We start from the raw sequence: 19,521 nt of genomic DNA on the forward strand, positions 1-19,521 counted from the left end.
AATTTTCACTTACCTGAGCTATGAAAATTCGAGTCGGCATCGACGAAAACATCGGCGCCGCCCCGATTTCCTGCATTTCTGGCCATGACCGTGCCGTGCATGCCGGCCGCGCCGAACACGCCGTCAACGATCAGTTCGCTCATGGACGTTCGAGCATCCATGCAAGCGTATTGCGAAGCGGTATCGCGTGAGTCGAACCGATCGCGTGTTCAAGCGCCCGGCAATTTCCGACGAGCTTGTGGACCTCGTTCGCGCGCACGAATTGCGGATTCACCGCCACCTCGAGTTCATGCCCGGATAGTTCCCGCACCGTCGCCAAGACGTCCTGAAGCGAATACCCGATACCTGAGCAGACGTTGAACGTGCGTCCTGCGAAGTCGGCTTCGATCAACTTCCGATACGCGGCGACCACCATGCGCACATCCGAGAAATCTCGCACGACATTCAGATTGCCCAACTCGATGCGCTCCGCGCGCGCGCTGAAATGTCGAACGATCTTGGGCAGCAGGAATCGCTCGTCCTGACCGACGCCCGTGTAATTGAACGGCCGCACGATGACGATCGGAAGTTTGTCCTGCCACATGCGCGCGACCATTTCCATCGCCAGCTTGCTGATTGCGTAATCGTTTGCGGGCGCCGGCGCAGTGGATTCGTCGATGATTTCCCGATCGGAATTGCCATAGACGTTCGCACTGCTTGCCAACAACACGGCTCGCGGCTGACACGCAGCGCGCGTCAGCGCATCAAGCAGATTGCGCGTCCCGACCACGTTGGTCTGATAGATCGCGCCGACATCGCCGTGCTGAACGAACGCAATGGCCGCCAGATGCACGACGGCATCCGGCTTTTCGTCGGACAGCACGCGAACCAGCGCGTCGGTATCAAGCAGATCGCAAACGTGCGTTCGCCACGGCGCAGCGGCAACCGGCTTGTGAACGATCCCGCAAACTTCGTGCCCCGAGCGGATCAACTCCTCCGCCATATAGCGGCCGGTAAATCCGTCCAGGCCCGTGACGAAAACTTTTGCCATGGCCTTAGAACGAGAAGCCTGCTTCGTTGCGACGAATGTCCGCCTCGACCATCATCTGGCAAAGCTGCTCGAGCGTCGTCTTCGGCACCCAGCCGAGTTCCTTGCTCGCCTTCTCGGGGTTGCCGATGAGCAGATCGACTTCGGCGGGCCGGTAAAATTTCGGGCTGACCTTGACCACGGCCTTGCCGGTTCGGGTATCGACGCCCGTCTCGTTTTCGCCCGCACCTTGCCACGCGAGTTCGATGCCTGCCGCCTGGGCTGCCATCGACACGAAATCCCGCACCGTCTCGGTCCGGTTCGTCGCAAGCACGTAGGTATCGGGGCGTTCCGCCTGCAGCATGCGCCACATGCCTTCGACGTACTCCTTCGCATAGCCCCAGTCACGCTTGGCGTCGAGGTTGCCGAGTTCCAGCACGTCGAGCTTGCCGAGACGGATCTTCGCCAGGCTGTCCGTAATCTTCCGCGTCACGAATTCGCGACCGCGCAGCGGCGATTCGTGGTTGAACAGGATGCCGCTGCAGCCGAAGATGTTGTAGCTCTCGCGATAGTTGATCGTCATCCAGTGCGCGTAAAGCTTTGCGACGCCGTACGGACTGCGCGGATAGAAAGGCGTGCTTTCAACCTGCGGTACGGCCTGTACCTTGCCGAACATTTCCGACGTGCTGGCCTGGTAAAAGCGGATCGCAGGATTGACCGTGCGAATCGCCTCGAGCAGGTTGAGCGCGCCGATACCGGTAATCTCGGCGGTGGTTGCCGGCTGATCGAACGACACGCCGACGAAACTTTGGGCCGCCAGGTTGTAGACCTCGGTCGCTTGCGTCGTCTGAAGCAGGCGAATGCTTGCGCCAAGATCGGTCAGGTCGTATTCGACGAGGTGAAGATCAGGATGATTGCTGACGCCGAGCTCGTCGATTCGCCAGAAGTTCACCGAGCTGGTGCGCCGATAGGTGCCGTAGACGGTGTAGCCCTTCTCGAGAAGCAGCTCCGCAAGATACGCGCCGTCTTGCCCGGTAATGCCAGTGATGATTGCAACAGTCATGTTCTTTCCAGTTTGTTCAGCATGTTGAAGCTCCGGCCAGAATCGTCGATCGTGGTCACGCCATGAGAGCGGCCGATGCGACATGAATCCAGGCCGGATTCCAATCGTGGTTAATTGCCCTTCGCCGCGACGACATCGCGCCCGTAGTTGTCGTCGAGACGCACGATGTCGTCTTCACCGAGATACGAGCCCGATTGAACCTCGATCAGTTCGAGCGGAATCTTCCCCGGGTTCTGCAAGCGATGCGTCACGCCCAGCGGAATATAGGTCGACTGATTCTCGCTCAGCAAAATGACCTGGTCGCCGTTGAAGACGCGCGCGGTACCGCGGACAACGATCCAGTGTTCAGCCCGATGATGGTGCATCTGAAGGCTGAGCGACGAGCCCGGGTTGACGATGATGCGCTTGACCTGAAAGCGTTCACCCTGATCGATACTCTCGTACGAACCCCACGGCCGGATGACCTTCCGGTGCGTCACCGACTCGTGTCGCCCCGACGCGCTGAGACGCTCGACGATCTTCTTCACACGCTCGGACTGGTCGCGATGCGTGACGAGGACCGCGTCCGCCGTTTCGACGATGATCAGATCCTTGACGCCGATGGCCGTGACCATTCGATGATCGGCCCGGATATAACTATCGGAAACATCGTCAGTCAGGACGTCGCCCGACAGCGTATTGCCCGTATCGTCGGTATCCGAAATATCCGCGAGCGCGGCCCATGAGCCGATATCGCTCCAGTTCAGACCTGCGGCCGCGACCATCACCGCATGGTCGGTTTTCTCCATCACCGCATAGTCGATCGAGATGTTCGGGCATTCCTGGAATGCATCAGCGTCAAGTCGGACGAAATCCTCGTCGCGCTTTGCCTGCTTGACCGACAGCGTGACCTGCTCGAGCACGGCTGGCTCGAATCGCTTGAGTTCGTCGAGATACACCGACGCCTTCAGCATGAACATGCCACTGTTCCAGTAATAACCGCCTTCCGATACGAAGCGCGCCGCCGTTTCCGCATCCGGTTTCTCGACGAATGCATCGACACGGAACGCGTCGTCACGCGATGCCAGTGCGCTCCCGCTGCGGATGTAGCCGTAGCCGGTGTGCGGCTTGGTCGGCTCGATACCGAACGTGACGAGATGCCCGTCGTTTGCGATATCGCGCGCCGTGTCCGCCAGCTTCGCAAAAATCGCATCGCTCAGGATCACGTGGTCGGACGGCAACACGAGCAGCAACGCGTCCGGCGACTGCTCCATCGCAAGCAACGCCGCCGCCGCGACCGCGGGCGCCGTATTGCGCCCTACCGGCTCCAGAACGACCGCGGACGCTGTCACGTCGATGCTGCGCAACTGATCGGCCACGATGAAGCGTTGTTCCGCATTCGTGATCATGATCGGCGCTTCGACGCCGGGCACGCCCTGCAGACGCAGCACGGTCTGCTGAACCAGCGTGTGTTCTCCGGCCAGCTTGAGGTACTGCTTGGGATAACCGCCCCGGGACAACGGCCAAAGACGGGTGCCGCTACCGCCGCACAGAACTACAGGGAAGATGTTCACGTCAACTCCGTTACGATATACCTTCTATTTTTCCAACCGCCGGATCAGTACCACTCATTAATTCCGGCGGCATCCGGCCTGCATCGCCGGGCACGCGCTCAGACGAGCGCGCCCACCCGTGACGGCCAGGCCAGACCGATATCCTCTTCGTTCAACGTCAGATTTGGACTGTATGAGGAATCACTCCGCAGCAGCTCTCCCCAGTGCTTTTGCATGTACTCGGTCTCGCCGTCGAATCGAGCCTGTTTGACAGGATCGTCCTCGTAACCACGCGTCGCCGACTCATGGTGATACAGCTCCGCATACGGCGTCCAGACATTGCGATAGCCGGCCTTCAATAAGCGAAGACAGAAGTCGATATCGTTGAACGCGACACCCAGATCCCGTTCGTTCATTCCAGCCACTTCGCGATAGGCAGCCTTGCGCACGATCATGCATGCAGCGGTCACTGCGGAGAAGGCGCCGATCAGGCTGGCGCGACCGAAGTACCCGAACGATCCGCGAGGAATGTGTTTGTGTACATGTCCCGCCACGCCGCCAAGCCCCAGCACCACGCCGGCATGCTGGACGGTGTCGTTCGGATAGAGCAGTTTCGCGCCCACCGCGCCGACGCCCGGTTGCAATGCAATACTGACCATTTCCGTCAACCAATCGGGAGAAATCACCTCGATATCGTTGTTGACCAGTCCGACGACCTCGCCGCTCGCCACCTCGACGGCCGCATTGCACAACGCCGCGAAATTGAACGGCCGATCGTCGCGCAATATCCGGAAACGCACGTCGTTCTCGAGCGACGCGAGGTAATTCAGTGTGTCCGGATCATCCGAGCCGTTGTCGACGATGACGATTTCGTAGCGTGCGTACGTCGTCTTGCCAACAATGCTCGTGATGCACTGCCGAATCAGGTTCAGCCCGTTTCGGGTCGGGATGATCAGGCTGACGAGCGGCGCCGGATCCGGCAACGCATACCGCGCACGGTAGCCGTTTCCTGCGTACTCCGCCACACCGCGGACACCCGTTCGCTCGAAGTGGTCGTTGAGCGCCCGCTCACCGGCCACTACCGCGTAGGGCTTGGCGTCGGTCCCCGACGAGGTGCTTTCAGCATGGACCCGCCAGTGATACAGCACCCGTGGAATGTGATGAATTGCAGCCGCGCCCGCACGCTCGACACAGCGAAGGGCCAGATCGTAGTCCTGGGACCCCTCATACCCCTCGCGGAAACCGCCGACTTCGTCGAGCAGCGCTTTTTGAAACACACCCAGATGACTGAACATGTTCTGTGAAAGGAACAGATCGGGGTTCCAGTCGCACTTGAAGTACGGTTCACGGCGCTTGCCCGAGCCATCGATCTTGTCTTCATCAGAATAGATCATTCGAATCGACGGATCGCGCTCGATCACATCCGCGACGCAATAAAGCGCCTGCTCCGGCAACAGGTCGTCGTGATCGAACAGCGCGACCCACGTGCCCGTCACGAGTTCGAGCGCAGTATTCGATGCGGCAGAAATATGGCCGTTCTTCTGCCGGAACGCGACCTTGATCCGCGGGTCCTGGGAGGCGTAACCTTCGAGCAGCGGGCGGATGGCCGGATTCGTCGACACGTCGTCGGCAATGCAGAGTTCCCAATGCGGATAAAGTTGTCCGCGGATGGACTCGATCGCTTCCGCCAGCCAAGCGGGATCGGGATTGTAGACGGGCATCACCACTGAAATCAGCGGCGGATTCGCGAAATCGGCGATACGCTCGCGAATGGCCGCGCGCGTTGCGTCGTCAACCTGATCGTAACGGCGAACCCATTCTGCATAGAGAACCGGATCGATGACACCCGGCGCGCCCGCGCGCAACCATGCGATCCGGCTTCTGATGCCGGCAAATCCTTCCCTGCGGAAGATACCGTAAGCCTTGCGCACGACCAGTCGCAATCCACCGTCACCCGCCACCCGGTTCACGAACGAGCGTGCTTTGCGCAACTTCATCGGTTCAGCACCCAGCCATACCGGCGTTCGACTTCACAACCATCACTCCCCCACCGAAGCAGCATATTGCGACACGACGTCGTCGACTTCCCCGAAAGCGCGCACACGCCCGCGCTCCATCCACAGCGCCTTGTTGCACACCTTGCGGATCTCCTTGTTCGAGTGCATCGCGAGCACAACGATCTCGGCGCGGTCGTGCAGTTCCTCGAGACGCGCCTCGGCCTTGTGCATGAACGACGCATCGCCCACGCCCATCACTTCATCGAGCAGCAGGATCTCGGCGTCGACCGCCGTGGAAACGGCGAATGCAAGCCGCATCTTCATGCCGCTCGAATAGGTACGGATCGGCAGATCGAGGTAGTCGCCCAATTCGCTGAACTCAGCGATATCGTTCTGCTTTTTGCGAATCTCCGCGTCAGTCATGCCGAGCAGCAGGCCGCGCAACCGGATGTTCTGCATACCGGTCGAGTTCTCGTCCATGCCGAGGCTGATGTCGAGCAGCGGCACGGCCTTGCCCACTCGTGACAGCGAGCCGGCTGTCGGAGGATAAATGCCGGCCATCGCGCGCAGCAGCGTCGACTTTCCCGCGCCGTTGTGACCAATGAGCCCCACGCGATCGCCTCGATCGAAGCGAAAACTCAGATCGTCGAGCGCCCGTACGACGATGACGCCGTCGTTGCCCTCCGCGATCCGGTTGCGTCGCCCCATGCGAAGCACCTGTTTCTTCAGCGAGCGGCCCTGGACGTCGTAGATCGGCAAATCCAGCGTCACGTTCTTCAGTTCAATGTGTGCCATGTCGCCCCCTTCAGACCCAGTACGGAAGACGTTTCAGATAACGACCGGTCATGAGCAGTGCGATCGGCCATCCAATGACCGCCATGCCGATGGTCACTCCCCACGTCAGCGCGCTCGGCATTTGTCCGATCAGCGGGCCGCGAACGACATCGATCAGGTAAGCAAGCGGATTCCATTCGACGATGAACGAAAAGCGATTCAGCGCGTCTGGACGGAAGATGATGGGTGTTACATAGAATGCGACTTGAAGCAGCGCGCCAATGATCTGCGGAAGGTCGCGGAATCGTGCGGACAACAGGCTTGTCAGCATGGCGATCCACATTGCATTCAGCACATACAGAAGCAGCCCCGGAATGAACATCGGCAGCGTCTCCCAGCTTTTGACGCCGAAGATCATCAGAAGACCGATAACAATCACGAAGTTGTGTGCCAGCACGATCAGGTTCCGCCATACGACTTGCAGAATGTAGATCAGCTTCGGTGTGGGCACCTGGCGTATGTAGGCGCCGCTGCTGATATACGCGATGCTTCCCTCCTGGATCGTCTGCGAAAAAAGCCCCCACAGCACGATGCTCGATGCGAGGAACGGCAGATATTCGTTCATCTTTTGTCCGAACAACGTACCGTAGACCACGCCGAGCGACGTAATCATCACGCCCATGCTGATCGTGAGCCAGAACGGTCCGACACTCGAGCGAGCATAGCGCTGCCGGATTTCGAGCCAGCCGAGCAGCGTCCATAACCGCCACGAGGCAATGCTCTGTTTGAGATCAGCAAGTGAAAGAGTCAGCATGCAAGCTTTCTAGTTGAATGAGATTGAAAAATGGGCCGGTACATCAGAGCGCACCGGTACGACCGGTCAGTCCGTGCCAGATGCCGAGCAATGAGAGCCGCAGGTGCGCCATTCGAGGCTGCATGAACAACGCGTAGATCGCAAGCCGGACCGGCATCTTGACCAGTTCGGTCGACTTCCAGCTCCAGGGTACGTAGGAACGCCGGAACAGCGCGATCGCGTTGCGGAACAGATAGTAGTGCCGAACCGCGCTGTGCCCCGGGTAGCTCCGCCCGAACACCCTCACCGGCTCGCCGCCCAGTTCGTGCTTCAACCGCAACGCCGGCGCGCCGAGCACCGAATACCCCTTCGAGCGCGCGCGGACACACCATTCCAGATCGACGAAGTCGATGAACAGCGAATCGTCCATCGGGCCGATGTCGCGCCATACAGCGAGATTCACGCACGATCCCGACGTAATCAGAAAGTCGACCTCGACCGGTTGCACACCGTCCGGCTGAACCCGGCGCAACTTCACGTACCCGAAGCGGACGAACGGTGCGACGCCGCCCAATCGCGCATCCTCGTACGCGGGGCCGACAAGCGCCACGCGACGATTACGCATGCGCTCGGCCGCCATTGTCCGAGGCAGTTCGACCAGCAATTCGTCTGACGGCTCGCTATCCTGATCGAACAGCAATACCGACGTACAGTTCGCCGCGGCCAGCCGTTCGATGCCCTGGTTGAGCGCCGTCGCGATGCCAAGATTGGCGCCGTTCGCGACATAGTCGATACGCGCGTCGAGCCCGAGCGCTTCCGGCGCACTGATGCTCTCCGTGTTATCCACCACCACGCATGGCCATACTTTGGCGAGCCGGTTCGCACGGGCTACGCAACCGCTATCCGGCCGGTAGAACACGATCACGACACCGGTCTGCTCCTGAACCGCGGAATTCTGATTCAAGTTACTCACTCAGGCACAGCTTCAGCGCATCGGCCCAGTCCGGCAACCGCAACCCGAATGCTTCGGTCAGCTTGTCGTGCGACAGTCGCGAATTGGACGGGCGCTTGGCGGGAACCGGGTAGTCGCTCGCCGGAATCGGCAACACCTTCGGCGCATGCTCGCCCATCGCCTGGGCGAAGATTGCCTCGGCAAACCCGTGCCACGACGTGGCGCCCGCGGACGTGAAGTGATAGACGCCGGAACGCTGCGCCCACCAGTCCGCGTCATCGGCCGCCAATGCCTGCGCGACGATGTGCGCGGTGGCGGTGGCGATCGTCTTCGACCATGTCGGCGCGCCAACCTGATCCGCGACGACACGCAACTCAGGACGCTCGCTCCCGAGCTTCAGCATCGTCAGCAGGAAGTTCTTGCCGCGGCGGCCGTACACCCAGCTCGTCCGCAGGATCAAGTGTGCGCAACCTGTCGCCGCGATGGCCTGCTCGCCCTCCAGCTTGGTCAGCCCGTAGACGTTCTGCGGGTTGGTCGCGTCCGTTTCGACATAGGCACCCTCTTTGGTGCCGTCGAACACATAGTCGGTCGAGTAATGAACCAGCGCTGCACCGAGGCGCGCCGCCTCCTCTGCGAAAGCACGCGGGACTTCGGCATTCAGCCGGCGCGCGGCGTCGACGTCCGTCTCGGCCTTGTCGACGGCCGTGTACGCGGCCGGGTTCACGATGATCGACGGCTTCAACTCGCGCACGACACTGCGCACCCGATCGAGGTCGGACAGGTCGAGCATCGAGCGGTCGCATGCGACCACGCGGCCGAGCCCTTGCAGCGAGCGCAGCAGTTCGAACCCGACCTGGCCATTCACACCCGTCACGAGAATCGTCGGCTCAGGAGTCACACCCACCTCACGCATAAACTTCGGCTTCGCTCAAACGCTTGCCGGCCGCATCCTTCGCCGCCAGCAGCGGCTCGAAATCGATCGGCCACTCGATCCCGATCTCCGGGTCGTTCCACACGATGCTGCGCTCGTGTTCGGGGAACCAGTAGTCGGTCGTCTTGTAAAGGAACTGCGCGGCCTCCGACAGCACGACGAACCCGTGCGCGAAACCGGGCGGCACCCACAGTTGCCGATGGTTGTCGTTCGACAGCACCACACCCACCCACTTGCCGAAGTTGGGCGAATCCTTGCGAATGTCGACGGCGACGTCGAACACTTCGCCCTCGACCACGCGAACGAGCTTGCCCTGCGCGTGCTGGATCTGATAGTGCAGGCCGCGCAGCACGCCCTTCGACGAGCGCGAATGGTTGTCCTGCACGAATTCGACGCCGGGTGCGACCTGCTCGGCGAATTCCTTCCCGTTGAAGCTTTCGTAGAAGAACCCGCGCGCGTCGCCGAACACCTTCGGCTCGATGATCTTGACTTCGGGCAGCTCCGTTGCCGTTACTTGGATGGCCATGCGACTTGATCCGTAAGAATGTTCTTCAGGTACTGACCGTATGCGTTCTTCGCGAGCGGCTGGGCAAGCTTCAGCACTTGTTCCGCGTCGATCCAGTTGCGGCGATACGCGATCTCTTCCGGACAGGCGACCACGAGACCTTGCCGCTTCTGCAGCGTCGCGATGAAACTGGCCGCCTCGATCAGCGAATCGTGCGTGCCGGTGTCGAGCCACGCATAGCCACGCCCCATGATCTCGACGTTCAGCGCGCCGCTGTCGAGATAGCGCGAGTTGACGTCGGTGATTTCGAGCTCGCCGCGCGGCGACGGCTTGATGTCGGCCGCGATGTCGCACACCTGGTTGTCGTAGAAGTACAGGCCCGTCACCGCGTAGTTCGAACGCGGCTTCGCGGGCTTCTCCTCGATCGACAACGCGCGGAACGACTTGTCGAATTCGACGACGCCGTAACGTTCCGGGTCGTGCACGTGATACGCGAACACGGTCGCGCCCGTTTCCTGCGCATGCGCGCGCTCGAGCTGCTTCGCCAGATCGTGACCGTAGAAGATGTTGTCGCCGAGGATCAGCGCCGACGGATCGTTGCCGACGAACTCCTTGCCGATGATGAACGCCTGTGCGAGACCGTCGGGCGACGGCTGCACCGCGTACTGGATGTTCATCCCCCACTGGCTGCCGTCGCCGAGCATCGACTCGAAGCGCGGCGTGTCCTGCGGCGTCGAGATGATCAACACGTCGCGAATGCCCGCGATCATCAACGTCGACAGCGGGTAGTAGATCATCGGCTTGTCGTACACCGGCAGCAGCTGCTTCGATACGACGTGCGTGATCGGATACAGCCGGGTGCCGGAACCGCCGGCGAGAATGATGCCCTTACGTGCCATCGCTTCTCTCCTCAAGTGCGTTTCGCGTAGTTCGTCTCGACCCACTTGCGGTACTCGCCCGATGCGACCTCATCGGCCCACACCTGGTTGTCGAGATACCAGTCGACCGTCTTTGCCAGGCCGGTCTCGAACGTTTCCGCGGGCTTCCAGCCAAGTTCGCGTTCGAGCTTGCGCGCATCGATCGCGTAGCGGCGATCGTGGCCGGGCCGGTCGGTCACATAGGTGATCTGGTCACGGTACGAACCCGCTGCCTTCGGGCGCGCCTTGTCGAGCAGGTCGCACAGCGTATGCACGACTTCGAGGTTCTTCTTCTCGTTCCAGCCGCCGACGTTGTACGTCTCGCCCGGTACGCCGCGCGCGAGCACTTCGCGGATCGCGCTGCAGTGGTCGCCGACGTACAGCCAGTCGCGCACGTTCTGGCCGTCGCCATACACCGGCAGCGGCTTGCCCGCGAGCGCGTTCGCGATCATCAGCGGGATCAGCTTTTCCGGGAACTGGTACGGGCCGTAGTTGTTCGAACAGTTCGTCGTCAGCACCGGCAGGCCATACGTATGGTGATACGCGCGCACCAGGTGGTCGGAACCCGCCTTCGTCGCGGAATACGGGCTGTTCGGCGCGTACGGCGTCGTCTCCGAGAATTGCGGGTCGGTGGCCGACAGCGAACCGAACACCTCGTCGGTCGACACGTGCAGGAAACGGAACGCGGCCTTGTCGGCGTCGTTCAGACCGCTCCAATACTGGCGGGTAGCCTCGAGCAGCGTGAACGTGCCGACGACGTTGGTCTGCACGAAGTCCGCAGGACCGTGGATCGAGCGATCGACGTGGCTTTCCGCGGCGAAGTGCAGCACCGCGCGGGGCTTGTGCTCGGCCAGGAGGGCGTCCAGCGCGTCACGGTCGCAGATGTCGACGCGCGCAAACACGTGCTTCGGGTTTCCGTCCAACGACTGCAGCGTACGCAGGTTCCCTGCATACGTCAGCTTGTCGACGTTGAGCACGGCTTCGTCGGATGCGCGCAGCCAGTCGAGTACAAAATTGGCACCGATAAAACCCGCGCCGCCCGTAACCAGGATCATGAGGCTCCCTCAAATAACGTGCGGCAGACGCCATCAGGCGCCTGCCACATCAGATTCGCAAATGCTAGTAGCTTGTGATTGCCACGTCAGACCGGGAATTTTAACCGGTCGACATGGCCTCCAAAGTCATGAAATGCTAATTTTGTTGGGGAAAGCGACAATTATAGGGAGCCGCCCCCTGCAAAAGCCATGCCGTTAACAACTTGATACAGCGCTTCGAACCCTTTCCGGGCTTGAAATTTCTTGCCAAATCAACGCACGGTTGCGGAACATAAATTGCGCAACACTGCAGTGACTGGATAATTTTTCCCGTGTTCTCGATACTCGCGAAATCCCCTGCCCCATGACTTCCCCTCCCATCGCCATCGGCGACATCCAAGGCTGTCATTCCGCTTTCCACTCGCTACTCGACAGGCTCGCACCGCCCACCGACACGCCCCTCTGGATCGCCGGCGACGTCGTCAACCGCGGCCCCGGCTCCCTCGCCGCGCTGCGCGCGGTCGTCGATCTCGGCCCGCGCGCGACCGTCGTGCTCGGCAATCACGATCTCCATCTGCTCGCGGTCTCCGCCGGGCTGCGCACCGAGCGTCCGGGCGACACGATTGGCGAGATTCTCGACGCGCCCGACGCCGACGCGCTGCTCGACTGGGTCCGCCACCGCCCGTTCGTGCATGTCGAAAACGGAAAGCTGCTCGTGCACGCCGGCGTGCTGCCGCAATGGGACGCCACACTCGCGCTCGAACTCGCGGACGAACTGCAGCGCGCGCTGCGTGCCCCCGACTGGCGCGACACGCTGCAAGGCCTGTACGGCAACGAGCCGAATCAATGGGCGCCGAACCTGAAAAAACGCGACCGGATGCGCGTCGCATTCAACGCGTTCACGCGCCTGCGCTTCTGCACGCCCGACGGCGCAATGGAGTTCAAGGCAAATGGCGGCCCCGACAGCGCGCCGCCCGGCTACCTGCCGTGGTTCGACGTGCCGGGGCGCCGCACCGAGGACGTGACGGTCGTGTTCGGGCACTGGGCCGCGCTCGGCCTGATGTTGCGCGACAACCTCGTCGCGCTCGATTCAGGTTGCGTATGGGGAAATCAGTTGTCGGCCGTGCGGCTCGCGGCCGATCCGGCGCAGCGCACGGTCACGCAGGTGCAGTGCGAAGCGTGCCGTTCGCCGGGCGGCGAATGACGGCACGCTGATTCGCCCGCCCCCGGCCGGCCGCGCGTCAGCCCTCGCGCCCCGGCACCGGCGCATCGGCTGCCGCGTCGCCCGCCGCATCGGCGCCGAGCTCGGTCGCCGGATACGCATGCTTCTGCAGCTCGGCGAGCGACTCGGCCGTCGGCTTGCCGACTTTCTCCTGCAGCGTCGCCAGTGCGGCCGCGATCGCGTCGCGCGCCGCCGCGGACGTCGCCCGCCGGTCACCGCCCGGCGCGATCGGTTCGCATACGTACAGATGCGCGACGAGCGGGCCGCCGCGCAACACCATGTCGAGCGACATGCCGAGCGACAGATCGCCCGTGTAGGCCGGTGCGACCGACTGCCGCCCGTGCGCGTCCTCGTACATCAGGCAGATCGGCTGCACCGCGCAGCCGGCCGATACTGCGGCCTGGAACAGGTTCGCATGGAACGGCAGCAGTTCCTGACCGTCGGACGTCGTCCCTTCCGGAAACACGCACATCAGCCCGCCGGTGCGCAGGCGCTCGGCCATCTCGTGCATGATCCGCATCGCCTCGGTACGCTTCTCGCGCTGCAGGAACACGGTGTCGAGCTTCTCGGCGAGCCAGCCGACGACCGGCCACTGCCGCACCTCGGCCTTCGACACGAACGGCGTCGGCCGCCACGCGTTGACCGCATAGATATCGAGCCACGACACGTGGTTGCCCACGACGAGCGCGCTCGCGTCGAGCCGCGCGCCGTCGTTGTGGACGACGAGGCGCATCCCGCAGATTCGCAGCAGCTTGAGCGACCAGCGGCGTATCAGCTCGGCGCGGCGCGCGGGCGTGACGTGCGAAAAACGCAGCGCGACGATCACCATGCCGCGCAACAGGTGAAAGGCGAGACGCAGCTTGCGAAAGGCGATCATGGCGAAGGTTCCGCGTGGTTCAGTGGCGCTCGAATGCGACCCGTCCGGCCACGAGCGTGGTACGCACGGCGGCCGGCAGTTCGTAGCCGAGGAACGGCGAGTTGTGGCCCTGGCTCTTCAGCGCACGCGGCTCGACGCGCCAGTGCGCACGCGGATCGAACACGCACAGGTCGGCCGCGCCGCCTTCGGCGAGGCGCCCCGCCGGCAGTTGCAGCACGTCCGCCGGCGCGGACGTGATGCGGCGCAGCGCCTGCGCGAGCGGCGTGCGCGTCTCGTCCGCCCACTTCAGCGTCAGCGACAGCAGCAGTTCGAGCCCCGTCGCGCCCGGCGTCGCTTCACCGAACGGCAGCAGCTTCTCGTCGTCGTCGACCGGCGTGTGATCCGAGCAGATCGCGTCGATCGTGCCGTCGGCGAGCGCCACGCGAATCGCTTCGCGATCGCGCTCGCTGCGCAGCGGCGGATCGAGCCGGAACTGCGAGTCGAAGTAGCCGATGTCGACGTCGATCAGGTGGACGTGGTTCACGCCGACGTCGCAGGTCACGGGCAGCCCCTCGGCCTTCGCTTCACGCACGAGCGCGAGCCCGGCCGCCGACGACAGCCGCGCGAGGTGCACGCGTGCGCCCGTCACGCGCATCAGCTCGAAAATCGTGTGGAGTGCGATCGTCTCGGCCGCGACCGGCACGCCCGACAGCCCAAGCCGCGACGCGAGCGCGCCGCTCGCGGCCACGCCGCCGCGGCCGATGAACGCGTCGAGCGGACGCAGCCACGTCGTGTAGCCATAGGTGCTCGCGTACTGCAGCGCGCGCAGCAGCACCTGCGTGTCGCGCACCGGCACGTTGGCGTGCGTGAAGCCGACGCAGCCGGATTCGGTCAGCGCGACCATCTCGGTGATCACCTCGCCCTTGAGGCCGACCGTCAGCGCGCCAAGGGGATGCACGTTGGCCTGGTGCAGATTGCGTGCGCGGAACTTGAGCATTTCGACGAGGCCCGGCTCGTCGAGCACGGGATCGGTGTCCGGCGGGCACACGAGGGTCGTGACGCCGCCCGCGACGGCCGCGGCCATCTCGGACGCGAGCGTCGCCTTGTGTTCGTAGCCCGGCTCGCGCAGCCGCGCGCACAGGTCGACGAGGCCGGGCGCGACGATCAGGCCCGACGCGTCGATCGTCTGGTCCGCGTTGAAACCGGCGGGCGCGCTGCTCAGCGCGGCGATCTTGCCGTCCGCGACGAATACGTCGGCCTGCCCTTCGGTGCCGGCGACCGGGTCGATCAGCGTGCCGCCTTTGATATGAATCTTCATGCGCTGTCTGTGAATGCGTTGATTGCGTTGAATGCCTGAACGAGGAGGCGCGAAAGCGGGCTCAGTCGCTGTTGCCGGCGACGATGCCCATCACCGCCATCCGCACGGCGATGCCGAACGTGACCTGGTTGAGGATCACCGATTGCGGACCGTCGGCGACCTGCGAATCGATCTCGACGCCGCGGTTCATCGGCCCCGGATGCATCACGATCGCGTCGGGCGCGGCGAGCGCGAGGCGCTCGGGCGTCAGGCCCCACGTCTTGAAGTACTCCTGCGCGGACGGCAGCAGCGCGCCGCTCATCCGTTCGTTCTGCAGACGCAGCATGATGATCACGTCGACGCCCTTCAGCCCCTCGTCGAGGTTGTGGAACACCTTCACGCCCATCTGCTCGAGACCGCCCGGCAGCAGCGTGCGCGGGCCGATCGCACGCACTTCCGGCACGCCGAGCGTGGTGAGCGCGTGGATGTCGGAGCGCGCGACGCGCGAATGCAGGATGTCGCCGACGATCGCCACGCGCAGCTTCGTGAAGTCGCGCTTGTAGTGACGGATCGTGTACATGTCGAGCAGGCCCTGCGTCGGGTGCGCATGACGGCCGTCGCCGGCGTTGATCACGTGCACGTGCGGCGCGCAGTGCTCGGCGATCAGGTACGGCGCGCCACTCGACGCGTGGCGCACGACGAACAGGTCGGCATGCATCGCCGACAGGTTGTTGATCGTGTCGAGCAGCGATTCGCCCTTGCTCGTCGACGACGCGTTGATGTTCAGGTTCAGCACGTCGGCCGACAGGCGCGTCGCGGCAATCTCGAAGGTCGTGCGGGTGCGCGTCGAGTTCTCGAAGAACAGGTTGAACACGGACTTGCCGCGCAGCAGCGGCACCTTCTTCACTTCACGGTCCGTCACGCTGACGAACTGCTCGGCGGTATCGAGGATGTGATTGACGATCGAGCGCGGCAGGCCCTCGATCGACAGCAGGTGCTTCAACTCGCCATTTTTCGTGAGCTGCGGGTTGCCCTTCAGGAAACCGTAGCGAAACCGGTCGGGGCTCGCGGCCGCCGCGGGATTGCCGGTGCGGCCAGTGGTGTCGGTGGTCATGGTGTGCGTGATTCCAACTATGCAAACGGGCCGCGGTGCAAACCAGCGGCCCGGGATACGGTTCGCGTGTCGTTCAGGCGCCGTGCGACTCGCTCTGGGCCTCGATACGCAGCGTGAATCGCCCATCGTCGCGCGCGAGCACGAGCGTCGCGTCGGCCGGCACGTCGAGCGTGCCGCCCGCGAAGCGCGCGGCGACCGGCAGCTCGCGGCCGCTGCGATCGGCGAGCACCGCGAGCTCGACCGCGGCCGGACGGCCGTAGTCGAACAGCTCGTTGAGCGCCGCGCGCACGGTGCGCCCGGTGTACAGCACGTCGTCGACGAGCACGATGCGCGCGCCGTCGATCTCGAACGGCAGCGACGTCGGGCTGGCCTGGCTGTGCAGCCCTTTCTTCGCGTAATCGTCGCGGTGCAGCGCGACGTTGACGACGCCGAACGCCGGTGCGCCGAGATCGCGCGCGAGGCGCTCGGCGAGCCACGCACCGCCGCTGTAAATGCCGGCGAGCCGCGGGCCGCCCGGTTCGGTGAACGCCGTGCCGTACGCGGCGCGGATCTGGTCGAGCAGGACGCGGTAAAGCGCCTCGGCGTCAATGGTGCTCATGGTCGGACAATTGATCGAGATACTGTTGAAGAATGACGCGCGCGGCTTCGGCATCGAGCATGTCGGTGCGAGCGCGGCCGCGCACGTTGCGCTCGCGCAGCCCGGCTTCCGCCTCGACCGACGAATAGCGCTCGTCGACCCACGTGACGGGCAGCCCGAAGCGGCCGTTCAGCTGGTTGCCGAAACGCTTCGCCTGCTGCGTCATGTCGTGCGGCGTGCCGTCCGGATGCATCGGCAGGCCCACGACGAGCGCATCCGGCCGCCATTCGGCCAGCAGATCGCCGACCGCCTTGAAGCGGTGCTCGCGGTTCAGGTTCTGGATCACGACGAGCGCACGGGCCGAGCGCGTCAGCGCGTTGCCAATCGCGACGCCGATCCGTTTTTCGCCGTAGTCGAACGCCAGGAGCGTCGCATCGCGCGCGCTCGCGCCACTCATGCGTGCCCTGCCTCGCCGGACAGCATCGACGAACTGACGCCGAGCAGGCCGAGCGCGGCTTCGAAGCGCTCTTCGGCCGGCGTGTCGAACACGATGCGCGGATCGGCGGCGACGGTCAGCCAGCCGTTGCGGGCAATTTCTTCCTCGAGCTGCCCGGCGCCCCAGCCTGCATGGCCGAGCGTGAGCAGGAAGCGCTTCGGGCCGGTGCCCGTTGCGACCGCCTCGAGCACGTCCTTCGACGTCGTCATCTCGAGCCCGCCGTCGACGGACATCGACGAGTTGTAGCTCGCGCCCTCGACCGGCTCGTGCAGCACGAAGCCGCGCTCGGTCTGGACCGGACCGCCGAAGTACACCGGAATGTGCAGCAGCGGCTCGATGTCGAGCTTCAGGTCGATGCGGTTGAACAGCGATTCGAGATCGATGTCGGTCGGACGATTGATGACGAGGCCGAGCGCACCGCGCTCGCTGTGATCGCAAAGATAGACCACCGTTCCCGAGAACGTCGGATCGGCCATGTTCGGCATGGCGATCAGGAACTGGTTGGTGAGATTGATGCGATCGGAAGGCTTTGACATGGTTTGAATTTTAGCAAAGACGCCGCGACCTGACCGGGCCGCGATCAACAAGCAACGCCGCGCCACGCTGGCAACGGCGCGCGCGGATCACACGGCACTCTAACACGCGCGCGGGCGCTGTCGGCAGCGTGTTGCGGGCCCGCGCGGCAAGGGCCGCCGTCGCGTGTCCGTCCCCTTGTTCGTCAGGTCCGGCCGAGCGCCGTGCCGAGCGCTTCGGACGCCGCAGTAAGATCCGGCGGCGCGACGCCGGCCGCGATCTTCAGAAGCGCCGCGCGCAGCATGTCGGACGCGTGGCGGTGCGCATCGAGGCCGCCGTCGGCGAGCGGCACGCCGTGCGCCGCGCGGCGCCACGCCAGACCGAGCGTGTCGGCCAGCAGCGCCGCGTGACCGAGCCCGAGCGCGCACGCGGCCGTGCCGACCCGGTAGGCGGCGGCGGACGCATGCCACGCGGCGCCCGGGTCGGCCGCGGCCGGGTTGGCCGCAAGGTCGGCCATCGATGCATCGGCGGTCTGCAGGAAATCCTCATAGGCATGCGCGTTGACGGTCACGACGCCGAGCGCGCGGGTCGGCGCGGCGGTGACCGCCTCGTGCTCGGCCCGCGCGGCATCGGCCTCCCACAAGGCTTCGGAGGCGGGCGTGCCGGCCACGTGCCAGTCGACCGTCAACCCGTAGTCGTGCAGCACGTCGACGAGCGCGACGTCCTCGGCCGCGGCGCCGAACAGCGCGAAATCGCGCCACAGCAGCGCCACCGTCTCGCGCACCAGTTCGGGCGGCGCGCTGCGCCGGCCCTGCGCGTGTTCGCCGAGCAGCAGGTTGGTCCGCGCGAGAAAGCGCTTCAGCTCGGGCGCGCCGCTTGCGCGCAGTGCGCGCACGCACGCGGCCGCGAGCCGCCAGAAATCGTACGGCCCGTCGTCGGTGAGCGCGGCCAGCATCGCGTCGAGTTCGTCGAGCGCCGCGCCCGGCGCGCCGTGTTCGGCACGCAGCACGCCGAGCAGCGCCTGCTCGTAGCGGGCACGAATCCGGATCGCGAATGCATCGGGCAGCGCGCGCAGCGTGGCGGGCGGCACCGCGCGGCCGACCAGCGCGAGCGCATCGAGCGGCGCGCTCGTGCGCAGGTCGGCGGCGCTTTGCGCGCGCAACGCACGGAAATGCTCGAAGAGGACGGGCGAGCACGCAAGCTCGCGCAGGTTGTGGCGCCCGACCGCCGCACGAAAATCGCGCAGCGCGGCACGCCAGCCGGCCGAAGTCGGCTCGGTGGCGACGAGGGGCACGGCGGCCGACAGTTGTCCGGCGAAACGCGCGGCCGGCAGCCAGCCGGCTTCCGCGAGCACCGCCGCGGCCGCGGCAAGCGGCGCCGCGGCATCGTCGCGCCGCTCGAATGCGTCGGCGGCCGCCGCCAGCCATGCGTCAGCCGCACGCACGGCCCCGCCACGCGGGTTGGGCAATGCGTCAGGGTGGGGAATGTTCGCCGGATCGGACGTCATGGACACGCGCGCCTGTCATCGTCAAGTCGCTCGCGCGAACCGCGGCGCGCGAGCGCCGGGCCGGTGCGAGGCCTGAGCGGAGTGTCCGTGGGCGCGGGGCCCGGTCAGATCTGGACCATCTCGAAGTCTTCCTTGCGGGCGCCGCATTCGGGACACGTCCAGTTGATCGGGACGTCTTCCCAGCGCGTGCCCGGGGCAATGCCCTCTTCCGGCAGCCCGGCTTCTTCGTCGTAAATCCAGCCACAAATCAGGCACATCCAGCTCTTGTATTCCATCTTAAGCCGCGTCGGGGAAAAGTCGGTAAATTCGGGAGCCATGATGGTACCGTGTCGGGGCCGGACTGCCTAGCAATCGCGCTGGAGGACGGCGCCTACGTTGCGCTGCGCTAAAAAATCCGTCGTACCGGCCGGATTCCACCGCATAATGGTTGAAAAG

General features: G+C 64.4%; 21 protein-coding genes. 1 reads left to right on the forward strand and 20 read right to left on the reverse strand.

What is annotated here, in order from left to right:
- Positions 1–5: 5 nt before the first annotated feature.
- From BLS50_RS35860 to rfbB, 12 genes are all read right to left on the reverse strand, one after another.
- Entirely contained in the window at positions 6–143 is a 138-nt protein-coding gene (locus tag BLS50_RS35860; RefSeq protein WP_023475272.1) for a hypothetical protein, read from the reverse strand.
- Entirely contained in the window at positions 140–1,030 is an 891-nt protein-coding gene (locus BLS50_RS04290) for an NAD-dependent epimerase/dehydratase family protein (protein WP_074801004.1), read from the reverse strand. Before BLS50_RS04290 ends, BLS50_RS35860 begins: the two co-directional genes overlap by 4 nt.
- A gap of 4 nt (positions 1,031–1,034) precedes the next feature.
- Positions 1,035–2,069, reverse strand: a complete 1,035-nt coding sequence (gene gmd, locus BLS50_RS04295) for a GDP-mannose 4,6-dehydratase (protein ID WP_027807965.1) — start codon at positions 2,067–2,069, stop codon at positions 1,035–1,037.
- Positions 2,070–2,179: 110 nt separating this feature from the next.
- Positions 2,180–3,622, reverse strand: a complete 1,443-nt coding sequence (locus tag BLS50_RS04300; protein WP_074801008.1) for a mannose-1-phosphate guanylyltransferase/mannose-6-phosphate isomerase — start codon at positions 3,620–3,622, stop codon at positions 2,180–2,182.
- Positions 3,623–3,720: 98 nt separating this feature from the next.
- Positions 3,721–5,598, reverse strand: a complete 1,878-nt coding sequence (locus BLS50_RS04305) for a glycosyltransferase family 2 protein (RefSeq protein ID WP_074801011.1) — start codon at positions 5,596–5,598, stop codon at positions 3,721–3,723.
- Positions 5,599–5,640: 42 nt separating this feature from the next.
- Positions 5,641–6,393 (reverse strand): ABC transporter ATP-binding protein, encoded by a 753-nt coding sequence (locus BLS50_RS04310; protein WP_011544747.1) that lies wholly within the window; start codon positions 6,391–6,393, stop codon positions 5,641–5,643.
- A gap of 10 nt (positions 6,394–6,403) precedes the next feature.
- On the reverse strand, positions 6,404–7,186 hold the full coding sequence (locus BLS50_RS04315; RefSeq protein ID WP_011544746.1) for an ABC transporter permease: 783 nt from the start codon (positions 7,184–7,186) through the stop codon (positions 6,404–6,406).
- A gap of 43 nt (positions 7,187–7,229) precedes the next feature.
- On the reverse strand, positions 7,230–8,129 hold the full coding sequence (locus BLS50_RS04320; protein ID WP_074801014.1) for a glycosyltransferase family 2 protein: 900 nt from the start codon (positions 8,127–8,129) through the stop codon (positions 7,230–7,232).
- 1 nt (position 8,130) lies between these two features.
- A complete protein-coding gene (gene rfbD / locus BLS50_RS04325) occupies positions 8,131–9,030 on the reverse strand; it encodes a dTDP-4-dehydrorhamnose reductase (RefSeq protein WP_043886842.1) in 900 nt (299 codons plus the stop codon).
- Positions 9,023–9,574 carry a dTDP-4-dehydrorhamnose 3,5-epimerase gene (gene rfbC, locus BLS50_RS04330; protein WP_074801016.1) on the reverse strand — a complete coding sequence of 184 codons (552 nt, stop codon included), beginning with the start codon at positions 9,572–9,574 and terminating at the stop codon, positions 9,023–9,025. Before rfbC ends, rfbD begins: the two co-directional genes overlap by 8 nt.
- Positions 9,559–10,452, reverse strand: a complete 894-nt coding sequence (rfbA, locus tag BLS50_RS04335) for a glucose-1-phosphate thymidylyltransferase RfbA (protein ID WP_011694186.1) — start codon at positions 10,450–10,452, stop codon at positions 9,559–9,561. The genes rfbC and rfbA overlap by 16 nt, the downstream gene beginning before the upstream one ends.
- 11 nt (positions 10,453–10,463) lie before the next feature.
- Positions 10,464–11,525 (reverse strand): dTDP-glucose 4,6-dehydratase, encoded by a 1,062-nt coding sequence (gene rfbB / locus BLS50_RS04340; RefSeq protein WP_069232268.1) that lies wholly within the window; start codon positions 11,523–11,525, stop codon positions 10,464–10,466.
- Positions 11,526–11,868: 343 nt separating this feature from the next.
- Between rfbB and BLS50_RS04345 the strand changes: the two genes are divergently transcribed.
- Positions 11,869–12,708, forward strand: a complete 840-nt coding sequence (locus BLS50_RS04345) for a symmetrical bis(5'-nucleosyl)-tetraphosphatase (RefSeq protein WP_074801018.1) — start codon at positions 11,869–11,871, stop codon at positions 12,706–12,708.
- 37 nt (positions 12,709–12,745) lie between these two features.
- Here the strand turns inward: BLS50_RS04345 and BLS50_RS04350 are convergent, their stop codons facing one another.
- From BLS50_RS04350 to BLS50_RS04385, 8 genes are all read right to left on the reverse strand, one after another.
- A complete protein-coding gene (locus BLS50_RS04350; protein WP_074801021.1) occupies positions 12,746–13,603 on the reverse strand; it encodes a lysophospholipid acyltransferase family protein in 858 nt (285 codons plus the stop codon).
- 19 nt (positions 13,604–13,622) lie between these two features.
- A complete protein-coding gene (locus BLS50_RS04355) occupies positions 13,623–14,900 on the reverse strand; it encodes a dihydroorotase (RefSeq protein WP_074801025.1) in 1,278 nt (425 codons plus the stop codon).
- Between the two features lie 61 nt (positions 14,901–14,961).
- The gene (locus BLS50_RS04360; RefSeq protein ID WP_006476735.1) at positions 14,962–15,993 is read right to left on the reverse strand and encodes an aspartate carbamoyltransferase catalytic subunit; all 1,032 of its coding nucleotides are present in this window, start codon (positions 15,991–15,993) and stop codon (positions 14,962–14,964) included.
- Positions 15,994–16,066: 73 nt separating this feature from the next.
- Positions 16,067–16,591 carry a bifunctional pyr operon transcriptional regulator/uracil phosphoribosyltransferase PyrR gene (gene pyrR, locus BLS50_RS04365; protein WP_074801028.1) on the reverse strand — a complete coding sequence of 175 codons (525 nt, stop codon included), beginning with the start codon at positions 16,589–16,591 and terminating at the stop codon, positions 16,067–16,069.
- The gene (ruvX, locus tag BLS50_RS04370) at positions 16,578–17,027 is read right to left on the reverse strand and encodes a Holliday junction resolvase RuvX (RefSeq protein WP_006476737.1); all 450 of its coding nucleotides are present in this window, start codon (positions 17,025–17,027) and stop codon (positions 16,578–16,580) included. Before ruvX ends, pyrR begins: the two co-directional genes overlap by 14 nt.
- Positions 17,024–17,602, reverse strand: a complete 579-nt coding sequence (locus tag BLS50_RS04375) for a YqgE/AlgH family protein (RefSeq protein WP_011544736.1) — start codon at positions 17,600–17,602, stop codon at positions 17,024–17,026. The genes ruvX and BLS50_RS04375 overlap by 4 nt, the downstream gene beginning before the upstream one ends.
- 182 nt (positions 17,603–17,784) lie before the next feature.
- Positions 17,785–19,086: a hypothetical protein gene (locus BLS50_RS04380; protein WP_074801030.1), complete on the reverse strand. Its 1,302-nt coding sequence runs from the start codon at positions 19,084–19,086 to the stop codon at positions 17,785–17,787.
- Between the two features lie 104 nt (positions 19,087–19,190).
- A complete protein-coding gene (locus BLS50_RS04385) occupies positions 19,191–19,361 on the reverse strand; it encodes a rubredoxin (RefSeq protein ID WP_004186709.1) in 171 nt (56 codons plus the stop codon).
- Positions 19,362–19,521: the final 160 nt, after the last annotated feature.

The sequence above is a fragment of the Burkholderia orbicola genome, from assembly GCF_900100915.1.
GTDB lineage: Bacteria > Pseudomonadota > Gammaproteobacteria > Burkholderiales > Burkholderiaceae > Burkholderia > Burkholderia orbicola.

Coding starts and splice junctions, on each gene's coding strand:
- BLS50_RS04375 (WP_011544736.1), bottom strand. CDS start 17,602: ATGTCAAAGCCTTCCGATCGCATCAATCTCACCAACCAGTTCCTGATC.
- BLS50_RS35860 (WP_023475272.1), bottom strand. CDS start 143: ATGAGCGAACTGATCGTTGACGGCGTGTTCGGCGCGGCCGGCATGCAC.
- BLS50_RS04355 (WP_074801025.1), bottom strand. CDS start 14,900: ATGAAGATTCATATCAAAGGCGGCACGCTGATCGACCCGGTCGCCGGC.
- rfbD (WP_043886842.1), bottom strand. CDS start 9,030: ATGCGTGAGGTGGGTGTGACTCCTGAGCCGACGATTCTCGTGACGGGT.
- BLS50_RS04305 (WP_074801011.1), bottom strand. CDS start 5,598: ATGAAGTTGCGCAAAGCACGCTCGTTCGTGAACCGGGTGGCGGGTGAC.
- rfbC (WP_074801016.1), bottom strand. CDS start 9,574: ATGGCCATCCAAGTAACGGCAACGGAGCTGCCCGAAGTCAAGATCATC.
- BLS50_RS04350 (WP_074801021.1), bottom strand. CDS start 13,603: ATGATCGCCTTTCGCAAGCTGCGTCTCGCCTTTCACCTGTTGCGCGGC.
- BLS50_RS04290 (WP_074801004.1), bottom strand. CDS start 1,030: ATGGCAAAAGTTTTCGTCACGGGCCTGGACGGATTTACCGGCCGCTAT.
- gmd (WP_027807965.1), bottom strand. CDS start 2,069: ATGACTGTTGCAATCATCACTGGCATTACCGGGCAAGACGGCGCGTAT.
- BLS50_RS04315 (WP_011544746.1), bottom strand. CDS start 7,186: ATGCTGACTCTTTCACTTGCTGATCTCAAACAGAGCATTGCCTCGTGG.
- BLS50_RS04310 (WP_011544747.1), bottom strand. CDS start 6,393: ATGGCACACATTGAACTGAAGAACGTGACGCTGGATTTGCCGATCTAC.
- rfbB (WP_069232268.1), bottom strand. CDS start 11,525: ATGATCCTGGTTACGGGCGGCGCGGGTTTTATCGGTGCCAATTTTGTA.
- BLS50_RS04345 (WP_074801018.1), top strand. CDS start 11,869: ATGACTTCCCCTCCCATCGCCATCGGCGACATCCAAGGCTGTCATTCC.
- BLS50_RS04360 (WP_006476735.1), bottom strand. CDS start 15,993: ATGACCACCGACACCACTGGCCGCACCGGCAATCCCGCGGCGGCCGCG.
- ruvX (WP_006476737.1), bottom strand. CDS start 17,027: ATGAGTGGCGCGAGCGCGCGCGATGCGACGCTCCTGGCGTTCGACTAC.
- BLS50_RS04385 (WP_004186709.1), bottom strand. CDS start 19,361: ATGGAATACAAGAGCTGGATGTGCCTGATTTGTGGCTGGATTTACGAC.
- pyrR (WP_074801028.1), bottom strand. CDS start 16,591: ATGAGCACCATTGACGCCGAGGCGCTTTACCGCGTCCTGCTCGACCAG.
- rfbA (WP_011694186.1), bottom strand. CDS start 10,452: ATGGCACGTAAGGGCATCATTCTCGCCGGCGGTTCCGGCACCCGGCTG.
- BLS50_RS04380 (WP_074801030.1), bottom strand. CDS start 19,086: ATGACGTCCGATCCGGCGAACATTCCCCACCCTGACGCATTGCCCAAC.